8 protein-coding genes are annotated in these 6,546 nt (G+C 50.4%); 7 read left to right on the forward strand and 1 reads right to left on the reverse strand.

The window, feature by feature from the left end; translation table 11 throughout:
• The first annotated feature begins 56 nt into the window (after positions 1-56).
• The 7 genes from lpdA to HMPREF2907_RS07205 all read left to right on the forward strand — a co-directional run bounded on the left by lpdA (position 57) and on the right by HMPREF2907_RS07205 (position 5,727).
• Complete coding sequence (gene lpdA / locus HMPREF2907_RS07175; protein ID WP_070681631.1) at positions 57-1,490, forward strand: dihydrolipoyl dehydrogenase; 1,434 nt, start codon at positions 57-59, stop codon at positions 1,488-1,490.
• Between the two features lie 199 nt (positions 1,491-1,689).
• A complete protein-coding gene (locus HMPREF2907_RS07180) occupies positions 1,690-1,977 on the forward strand; it encodes a hypothetical protein (protein ID WP_003755543.1) in 288 nt (95 codons plus the stop codon).
• 98 nt (positions 1,978-2,075) lie between these two features.
• Positions 2,076-3,242: an ADP-forming succinate--CoA ligase subunit beta gene (gene sucC / locus HMPREF2907_RS07185; RefSeq protein WP_070496245.1), complete on the forward strand. Its 1,167-nt coding sequence runs from the start codon at positions 2,076-2,078 to the stop codon at positions 3,240-3,242.
• Between the two features lie 10 nt (positions 3,243-3,252).
• Positions 3,253-4,143 carry a succinate--CoA ligase subunit alpha gene (sucD, locus tag HMPREF2907_RS07190; RefSeq protein ID WP_045074653.1) on the forward strand — a complete coding sequence of 297 codons (891 nt, stop codon included), beginning with the start codon at positions 3,253-3,255 and terminating at the stop codon, positions 4,141-4,143.
• Between the two features lie 277 nt (positions 4,144-4,420).
• A complete protein-coding gene (locus tag HMPREF2907_RS07195) occupies positions 4,421-4,855 on the forward strand; it encodes an ElaB/YgaM/YqjD family protein (protein ID WP_070681634.1) in 435 nt (144 codons plus the stop codon).
• Between the two features lie 211 nt (positions 4,856-5,066).
• Positions 5,067-5,456: a phage holin family protein gene (locus HMPREF2907_RS07200; protein WP_016687973.1), complete on the forward strand. Its 390-nt coding sequence runs from the start codon at positions 5,067-5,069 to the stop codon at positions 5,454-5,456.
• Between the two features lies 1 nt (position 5,457).
• Complete coding sequence (locus HMPREF2907_RS07205) at positions 5,458-5,727, forward strand: hypothetical protein (protein WP_070681637.1); 270 nt, start codon at positions 5,458-5,460, stop codon at positions 5,725-5,727.
• A 505-nt stretch (positions 5,728-6,232) separates the two neighbouring features.
• Here HMPREF2907_RS07205 and HMPREF2907_RS07210 read toward each other — a convergent pair.
• On the reverse strand, positions 6,233-6,546 hold a 314-nt coding region (locus tag HMPREF2907_RS07210), incomplete at its 5' end, for an ATP-binding cassette domain-containing protein (RefSeq protein ID WP_141754422.1).

A 6,546-nucleotide genomic window follows, 5' to 3' on the forward strand; every position in this document is an offset into this window, starting at 1 on the left:
TGAACTTTTGCCGAGGGTTTTCCTGCGGCAAAAATGTCAAACAAAGGATTTTTCACATGTCTCAATACGATGTAGTAGTCATCGGCGCAGGCCCCGGCGGATACGTTGCCGCCATCCGCGCCGCCCAACTGGGTTTCAAAACCGCGTGTGTCGATGCGGGCGTCAACAAAGCAGGCGACGCGCCCGCGCTGGGCGGCACCTGCCTGAACGTCGGCTGCATTCCTTCCAAAGCCCTGTTGCAATCCAGCGAACATTTCCACGCCGCGCAACATGATTTTGCCGAACACGGCATCAGCGTCGGCGACATCAAATTCGACGCGGCGAAAATGATCGAGCGCAAAGACGCCATCGTAACCAAGCTCACCGGCGGCGTGAAATTCCTGTTCCAAAAAAACAAAGTAACCAGCCTGTTCGGTACGGCTTCATTCGCCGGCAAAAACGGCGATGCCTACCAAATCGAAGTCGATAAAAAAGGCGAAAAAACTGTTATCGAAGCCAAACACGTCATCGTAGCGACCGGTTCCGTGCCGCGTCCGCTGCCGCAGGTTGCCATCGACAATGTAAACGTATTGGACAACGAAGGCGCATTGAACCTGACCGAAGTGCCTGCCAAACTGGGCGTCATCGGTTCGGGCGTGATCGGCTTGGAAATGGGTTCTGTATGGAACCGCGTCGGTTCGCAAGTTACCATCCTCGAAGCCATGCCGACCTTCCTTGCAGCCGCCGACCAGCAAATCGCCAAAGAAGCCTTCAAATACTTCACCAAAGAGCAGGGCTTGAACATCGAACTGGGCGTGAAAATCGGCGACATCAAATCTGAAGGCAAAGGCGTTTCCGTTGCCTACCAGACCGCCGCAGGCGAAGCCAAAACCGAAGTATTCGACAAACTTATCGTCGCCATCGGCCGTATTCCGAACACCAAAGGCTTGAACGCCGAAGCCGTCGGCTTGGAAAAAGACGAGCGCGGCTTTATCAAAGTGGACGGCGAATGCCGCACCAACCTGCCTAATGTCTGGGCAATCGGCGACGTGGTTCGCGGTCCGATGCTGGCGCACAAAGCCAGCGACGAAGGCGTGGCGGTTGCTGAGCGCATCGCCGGTCAAAAACCGCATATTGATTTCAACAGCGTACCGTTCGTGATTTACACCGACCCCGAAATTGCTTGGGTCGGCAAAACCGAAGAGCAACTTAAAGCCGAAGGCGTGGAATACAAAAAAGGCACTTCCGGCTTCGGTGCAAACGGTCGCGCGTTGGCAATGGGCAAAGCCAAAGGTACGGTCAAAGTGTTGGCAGATGCCAAAAACGACCGCATCTTGGGCGTACACATGATCGGTCCGGTTGTCAGCGAATTGGTTACCGAAGGCGTCACTGCGCTCGAATTCTTCGCCAGCAGCGAAGATATCGCCCGCATCATCCATGCCCATCCGACCTTGTCCGAAGTGGTTCACGAAGCCGCACTGGCCGCCGACAAACGTGCTTTGCACGGCTGATAAGGTCAAGTAAAGCATAAAAGGTCGTCTGAAACTTTTTCAGACGACCTTTTCGGAAAGATGAATGTTCGGAAGCAATGTTCCGATAGGTATAGAGAGAAAATAGGTCATATCAGTTGCCATTGTTTCCTTGTCGGAATGACGATTTAAGCAGAATCTACTATATAATCGGCGACACATTCACAGACAGCGTTTGATTATGAATAAAGAAGTAATCGGTATCCTGTTTATACCGATGGGCATTATCAGCATGTGTATGGCCGCGTTGTGGCAGATGTATGTGATGATGACCGAAACTTATACGCTCAACCGTTTCAAAGACAAAGAATTGGTTTGGCGCGTGGCATTGTTATTTATCAGTTTCAGCCTTGCCGTTTACCTGCTCTGCCCGAATTCGCGTAAAAAAGGCATCGTCTTTTTTATCCTCGGGGGCGGCGGCGCAATCATGTATCTGCTTGCGCGGATGTGGTTGCCGTTCAGCAAGTGAAACGACGATTTTCCGACCGCCGAAAGGTCGTCTGAAACGCACGGGGTTGCCATTCAAAGGCAGTCTCAGGGCATTCCACTAATCTAAAGGAGAAATCCATGAATCTACACGAGTATCAGGCTAAAGAACTGCTGGCAAGCTACGGCTTGCCCGTGCAAGGCGGTATTTTGGCGCACAACGGCGAAGAAGCCGCAGCCGCTTACGACAAATTGGGCGGCAAATTTGCCGTCGTCAAAGCCCAAGTCCACGCAGGCGGACGCGGTAAAGCGGGCGGCGTAAAAGTCGTCAAAAGCCGTGAAGAAGCCAAAGAAGTGGCGGAAAGCCTGATTGGCACCAATCTGGTTACGTATCAAACCGATGCCAACGGTCAGCCGGTCAACAGCGTTTTGGTTTGCGAAGACATGTATCCAGTGCAAACCGAGCTGTATTTGGGCGCGGTGGTCGACCGTTCTACCCGTCGCATCACATTCATGGCTTCGACCGAAGGCGGTGTGGAAATCGAAAAAGTTGCCGCCGAAACCCCTGAAAAAATCTTCAAAGTAACCGTTGACCCGCTGGTCGGCCTGCAACCTTGCCAAGCGCGTGAAGTTGCGTTCCAACTGGGCTTGAAAGACAAACAAATCAACGAGTTCGTCAAACTGATGACCGGTGCGTACAAAGCGTTTGTCGAAAACGACTTTGCCCTGTTTGAAGTGAACCCGCTGGCAGTCCGCGAAAACGGCGCGCTGGCCTGCGTGGACGGCAAAATCGGTATCGACAGCAACGCGCTCTACCGCCTGCCGAAAATCGCCGAATTGCGCGACAAGTCCCAAGAAAACGAACGCGAGCTGAAAGCATCCGAATTCGACCTGAACTACGTTGCGCTGGAAGGCAACATCGGCTGTATGGTGAACGGCGCAGGTTTGGCGATGGCGACCATGGACATCATCAAACTCAAAGGCGGCCAGCCTGCCAACTTCCTCGACGTAGGCGGCGGCGCGACCAAAGAGCGCGTGGTTGAAGCGTTCAAACTGATTCTCGAAGACAAATCCGTCAAAGGCGTATTGATCAACATCTTCGGCGGTATCGTCCGTTGCGACATGATTGCGGAAGCCATCGTGGCAGCCGTTAAAGAAATCAACGTTGACGTGCCTGTCGTTGTCCGTCTGGAAGGCAACAACGCCGAACTCGGTGCGAAAATCCTGAACGAATCAGGTCTGAAACTGACTTCCGCCGACGGACTGAATGACGCAGCCGAAAAAATTGTCGCAGCCGTAAACGCCTAAGGAGAAAAGAATGAGCGTATTGATTAATAAAGACACCAAAGTATTGGTTCAAGGTTTCACCGGTAAAAACGGTACTTTCCACTCCGAACAAGCTCTGGCTTACGGCACTAAAGTCGTCGGCGGCGTTACCCCGGGTAAAGGCGGTCAAACCCACCTAGACCTGCCCGTGTTCAACACCATGAAAGAAGCGGTTAAAGAAACCGGCGCGGACGCATCCGTAATTTACGTTCCCGCTCCGTTTGTACTGGATTCTATCGTTGAAGCCGTTGATTCCGGCGTAGGCTTGGTGGTTGTGATTACCGAAGGCGTACCGACTCTGGACATGCTCAAAGCCAAACGCTACTTGGAAACCAACGGCAACGGCACTCGTTTGGTCGGCCCTAACTGCCCGGGCGTGATTACTCCGGGCGAGTGCAAAATCGGCATTATGCCGGGCCACATCCACACTCCCGGCCGCATCGGTATCATTTCCCGTTCCGGTACATTGACTTACGAAGCCGTGGCACAAACCACCAAACTGGGCTTGGGTCAATCAACCTGTATCGGTATCGGCGGCGACCCGATTCCGGGTATGAACCAAATCGACGCGCTGAAACTCTTCCAAGAAGACCCCGATACCGACGCCATCATCATGATCGGTGAAATCGGCGGTACTGCGGAAGAAGAAGCAGCCGAATACATCCAATCCAACGTAACCAAACCCGTCGTCGGCTACATCGCCGGTGTGACCGCTCCTAAAGGCAAACGCATGGGCCACGCCGGTGCGATTATTTCAGGCGGTAAAGGTACTGCGGAAGAAAAATTCGCCGCTTTCGAAAAAGCCGGCATCGCCTACACCCGCAGCCCTGCCGAATTGGGCAGCACCATGCTGGAAGTGTTGAAAGCAAAAGGCTTGGCGTAATAACGCTTGGTCGTTTTGACTGAAAAGCTGAAAGGTCGTCTGAAAACTTGGAAACAGGCTTTCAGACGACCTTTTTATCTAATGCGTTAATCTTTACACATTTAGCCGGTTTCTTTATCCGAATTGACTTGAGAATAAGTTCAAAAGAGTTATAATCTTTTAACAGATGAACAATCTGTCATTTGACGGTCGGTCATTTTAACTCAAAAGTGTTAACATTTTGAAACAAACAAATAGACTTAGACCGATTAACCTACACCAATCTAAGGAAATAATGATGAAAAAGCAAAATTTCGATTCCCGCAAGGAAAGCTTGTTGAATGACATTCAAGATGTAATGAATGATGTTGAAGAGCTGTACAGCAAAGGTGTGGAAGCCGGTTCTGAAGAAGGCAAGAAAGCCAAAGAGAAATTGCAGGAAAAACTCGGTGCTGCCAAAGATCGCATGCTCCGTTTCGAAGAAGAAGCTGGCGACAAAATCAGATATCACGCTGACCGTGTGCGCGAAAAATATGACGACTTGGAAGATTTTGCCGAAGATGGTTTGAAGGAAGGTAAAAAACGTTTGGTAGAATTCGGTGAAGAAGCTGGTGACCGCATTAAAAGCGGTGCGCGTCAAGCCGACGAAGTCGTTCATGACAATCCTTATTACGCTATGGGTTTTGCTGCGCTGGCCGGATTGGTTGTTGGCGTATTGCTGAACCGTAGATAATCGCCAATTTGGTTTGATTGATATTATCGGGATCCTTGACTGATATATCAGTTTGATTGACATAAATGCCGTCCGAGCACGCGATTTGTTAAAATCTTGTTCAGACGGCGTTTTGTTATTTCGGTTTTAGGTTGGTTACCATTTTTTGATGGTTTGACACTAAAAAAATTTTGCAGTTCCTATGCCGGAATATTCAGAAATCGGAAAAAATATGGGTATCAGACAGAATATAGAACATACAAAAACCCTGCTGAACCAGGGTATTGATTTGCTTTTGCTTCGAATGCAGATTTTGAATTTGGATTTGTCTGAGCAGGCAAAAAATGTGTTTCTCATCATCATATGGCTGGTCGTATCCGGGATATTGATGTTGGTTGCATTCATCAGCCTGTTGTTTGGACTGAATCGGGTATTGACGGATAGTGCAGCGATATGGGTGTTTTTCGGTATTTCCGCTGCCAGCATTGCTGTGATCACCATTCTGCTTTACAGGGTGATTTATAACTGGCGCAACCAAAATAATCAAATCGCTGCTACTTTGCAGGACATCCGTGCAGACATTGCCTGCCTGCGTGGTTTGGATATGCAGGAAGGAGAATGAAATGAATAAATCGGAGCGTGATGAAGCACGAGAACTGCTGCAATTGGAAGCAAAACTTATTCAAGTGAGAATTAAGGCATCCTATCTGAAACAGCGTAAATCAAAATTGCAGGACAGTGGCGTATCAAACGGTTTGATGACCCTTCTTGATTTGGGTGGAGAGCTTAAACGCACGGGTTTTTTATATAAAACTGCCGGACTCGCCATTCCCCGCAGATACCGTTTCGGCGCACTTTTGGTTGCGTTTGTGATGAAAGCTTTAATGAAGTAGCTCGAGATAGCTCGAGATTAGAAACAGGGTCGTCTGAAAGTCGGGTTTCAGACGACCTTTTTGTATTTAGGATTTATAGGCGAAACTGACAACGCTACGGCTGTTGGATTTGGGTTTGGGGCGGTTTTTTTATTTGGGTAGTTTGCGGGTAAAGTGCACGCTACGGGTTGTGCGGTTGCAGTTTGGGGAGGGTAAATATCCATATCCGACGGGATATTTTTCTGCCGTCATTCCCGCGCAGGCGGGAATCTATTTTTGAATTTCGGCATCTGTTTTTGAATGTCTGTCACCTAGGTTTTACGATGGATTCCCGCCTACGCGGGAATGACGGATGCTGGGACAAACGTGGGGTGGTGGATTGGTAAAGTTTGCGTTGGAACTTGCTGAGGTAAGTAGGGTCGTGGAAAGGTCGTCTGAAACCTTGTTTGTGTATCAGACGACCTTTTTGTATTTTTAGGATTCGTGGGCGGAGCCCACGCTACGTTGGGTTTCAGGCAACCTTGGGTCAGAGGTCGAAGGCGGCATTGATGAGGCGTTTGGTGTAGTCTTTCTGCGGGTGGTGGAAGATTTGGTCTGCGCTGCCGTATTCGACGAGTTCTCCGTGCTGCATGACGGCGACGTTGTCGCTGACGGCGCGGACGACGGAGAGGTCGTGGCTGATGAAGATGTAGGTCAGTCCGTATTTGGTTTGGAGTCCGCGCAGCAGTTCGACGACTTTGATTTGGACGGAGCGGTCGAGGGCGGAGGTGGGTTCGTCGAGGAGGATGAACTTGGGCCGCAGGATGAGGGCGCGGGCGATGGCGATGCGTTGGCGTTGTC

It is taken from the genome of Neisseria sp. HMSC055H02, from assembly GCF_001813335.1.
GTDB lineage: Bacteria > Pseudomonadota > Gammaproteobacteria > Burkholderiales > Neisseriaceae > Neisseria > Neisseria sicca_C.